Here is a 3,073-nt window from a genome sequence, read left to right on the forward strand (position 1 = left end):
GTGGTCAAGTCACGGTATGACATCGAACGGGTTTCTCGAGCCATGCAACAAGGCCTACAGTCGCTCGCAATGACGATTGACAATACTTTAATATAAAAATAAATTAATGACAATGATAAAACTAGAGCAAATTTTTTGGCATGTTTGGATTAACGGTGATTTAGTTCCTTATCAATTTGCAAGAATTCATGTTTTGACTCATAGCCTGCATTATTCAGGATCGGTATTTGAGGGTGAGAGAGCTTATAACGGCAAAGTTTTTAAGCTAAAAGAACATACGGAAAGGTTAGTAAAATCAGCAGAAGCATTAGGTTTGAAAGTACCTTATAGTGTAGATGAGATAATAAAAGCTCATGAACTTGTAATAAAACAAAATAATATTAAGGATGGATATATAAGACCGCTTATTTGGTGCGGAGACGAATCGTTAAATATTACTAATCCTGAGTTATCTACTAATCTTTTAATTGCCGGTATTCCATCAATGCCAAGGTCTTTTGAGAAAGGTATAAATTTGCATATAAGCCGCTGGCGTAAAGCAATGCCTGATAGCACGCCGGTACAATCTAAATCTGCCGCTCAATATAATATGGCAATAACGAGTAAAAAAGAGGCTAAAGCTCTTGGCTATGATGATGCATTATTACTTGATTATGAAGGTTATATCGCTGAATGCACTACAACAAATATTTTCTTTGTTAAAGATAAAACATTATATACTCCGATTGCCGATAGGTTTTTAAACGGTATAACAAGACAAACTATTATTGAAATTGCACAAGATTTAGGTCTAGAAGTAAAAGAAGAGCGTTTGAAATTAGAGCAAGTAGAGAATTTTACCGAATGTTTTGTTACAGGTACGGCAATCGAGGTACAAAATATTGATTCTATAGATCTCGGCAGTAAAAAGATTATTTTCGATGATCATCAAATTGCAAATACCTTAAAAAAAGAATATGATCGTTTGGTTAGGGAGTAGAAGAAACGTCATTGCGAGCAGTCGTAGACTGCGTGGCAATCTCATGAAATAATAACAAACTCCTGAGATTGCTTCGTCGAATTACTACGTAATTCTTCTCGCAATGACGAATTAATAAAAAATAAAAACTATGGGCAATATATTTAAAGGTTTAATTACCGCACTTATAACACCCTTTAAAGATAATAAGTTAGACTTATATGCTTTAGAGAAAAGTTTAAAACATCAAATAAAGCATGAAGTCGATGCAGTATTAATTGCAGGCTCTACTGGAGAAGGCAGTAGCTTGAGTTTTGAAGAATATAAATTATTACTGCAAACTAGCGTAGAAATCGTTAATAAGCGTATTCCTATAATAAGCGGATGTTCATCAAATAATACTGCCTATGCGTGCGAGCTTGCAGCGGAATCTACAAAAATCAAGGTAGATGGTTTTATGGCTAGTCCTCCCTCTTATGTAAAACCTACCCAACACGGGATTTATAAGCATTTTGAGGCTATACATGAAGCATGCAATTTACCTATTATGTTATATTCGGCACCGACTAGAAGCGGAGTAGATTTTTCTGATGAGACGATATTAAAACTTAGCAAGTTATCACGTATTTTAGCATTAAAAGATTGCGGAGTAGATTTAGAACGTCCATTGCGGATTAGAGCAACAGTTAAAAAGGATTTCAACATTTTAACCGGTAATGATGAAGTAGTCTTAGCTTTTAACGCTCAAGGTGGGGTAGGGTGGACTTCTGTAGCCTCTAATATTGTTCCCAATATATGTAAAGAGCTATTAGAAAAATGGAATAAGAACGATATTAAAGGAGCATTAGAAATCCATCAGAAATTACTGCCTTTATATAAAGCATTATTTGTAGAATCTAATCCGATTCCGATAAAATATGCCGCACATTATTTAGGTTTATGTGAAAATGAAATTAGACTCCCATTAACTGAAGCAAGTGATAGTGCTAAAAAACAAATTGAAAACATCATAACATCACTATCCATAAAAATATGACCGAATATAAGAAAGTTATTGCACAAAATAAGAAAGCACTTTTTAATTATTTTATTGAAGAAAGATTAGAAGCAGGCATTGTATTAAAGGGTAGTGAAGTACAGTCTTTGCGTCAAGGTAAAGCTTCTATAGAAGAAAGTCATGCGGCAGATACCGGAGATGAGGTATTTTTGTATAACTGCCATATTGCGGAATATGAAAAAGCGAATAGATTTAATCATTCTACTAGAAGACCTCGTAAATTATTGTTGCATACTAAAGAAATAAAGAAAATTATCGGTAGAATTAGAATAAAAGGCTATACTCTAGTTGCTCTTTCTATGTATTTTAATAAAAAGAATAAAGTAAAAGTTGAGCTTGGTATTGCTAAAGGTAAGAAATTACATGATAAAAGACAATCTATTAAAGAAAAAGATTGGAAAAGAGATCAGAGCAGATTAATAAGACAGAAGTAATGGGTTTTATTTCTATATGTCATTCCCGCGTAGGCGGGAATCCAGATTTTGTGGTGTCATCCCGTGGCTTGACCACGGGATCTAAAATAATAAATTAGATACCGCGATCAAGTTGCGGTATGACAAAGGTACTGGATTCCCGCCTACGCGGGAATGACATATACATACAATAAAGTAAAAACGATATAAAATTTAAAGGATATTTATGCAGCATATTATAGGTACAATATTGGTTATATTTGTGATAGGAGCTTTATTTGTTTTCAAAACGATGAAAACTTATTCTACAAAGCCGATTTCCATAGAGGTTAAACAAAACGAAGATGCAAGAAAATGTGAAGAGGAAAGAGTCCAAGAAATAATCAAAGATTATTTGCTTAAAACTCCGGAAATAATAATAGAATCAATTGAAGGTTTGCAAAAACGTAAAGTACAGGAAAATGAGACTAAAGTTAATAACTATCTAAAAGATAATAAATTAGGTATTGAAGATAGCACAAGCTTTCCTATCATAGGCAATAAAGACGGTGATATAACAATAATTGCTTTTTATGATTATAATTGTTCTTTTTGTAAAAAAGGTGATGTTTCTATAAACGAATTATTGCAAAATGATCCAAAAGT

Annotated in this window: 3 protein-coding genes and 1 pseudogene; all 4 read left to right on the forward strand. The window is 33.1% G+C overall.

Translation table 11 applies throughout. The features are described 5' to 3' along the window. Nucleotides 1-106: 106 nt before the first annotated feature. Nucleotides 107-979: a branched-chain amino acid transaminase gene (locus AC1Z7D_RS06700; protein ID WP_482603060.1), complete on the forward strand. Its 873-nt coding sequence runs from the start codon at nt 107-109 to the stop codon at nt 977-979. Nucleotides 980-1,109: 130 nt separating this feature from the next. Beyond that, nucleotides 1,110-1,994 carry a 4-hydroxy-tetrahydrodipicolinate synthase gene (gene dapA / locus AC1Z7D_RS06705; RefSeq protein WP_482603062.1) on the forward strand — a complete coding sequence of 295 codons (885 nt, stop codon included), beginning with the start codon at nt 1,110-1,112 and terminating at the stop codon, nt 1,992-1,994. Then, the gene (smpB, locus tag AC1Z7D_RS06710; protein WP_482603064.1) at nt 1,991-2,449 is read left to right on the forward strand and encodes an SsrA-binding protein SmpB; all 459 of its coding nucleotides are present in this window, start codon (nt 1,991-1,993) and stop codon (nt 2,447-2,449) included. The genes dapA and smpB overlap by 4 nt, the downstream gene beginning before the upstream one ends. A gap of 205 nt (nt 2,450-2,654) precedes the next feature. Beyond that, nucleotides 2,655-3,073 (forward strand): annotated as a pseudogene (locus tag AC1Z7D_RS06715) (DsbA family protein); the annotation flags it as partial.

The sequence above is a fragment of the Rickettsia sp. genome, assembly GCF_965035265.1.

What these genes read in the sequence shown, in the direction of transcription:
- AC1Z7D_RS06700 (WP_482603060.1), top strand. Translation starts at nt 107, where the DNA reads ATGACAATGATAAAACTAGAGCAAATTTTTTGGCATGTTTGGATTAAC.
- dapA (WP_482603062.1), top strand. Translation starts at nt 1,110, where the DNA reads ATGGGCAATATATTTAAAGGTTTAATTACCGCACTTATAACACCCTTT.
- smpB (WP_482603064.1), top strand. Translation starts at nt 1,991, where the DNA reads ATGACCGAATATAAGAAAGTTATTGCACAAAATAAGAAAGCACTTTTT.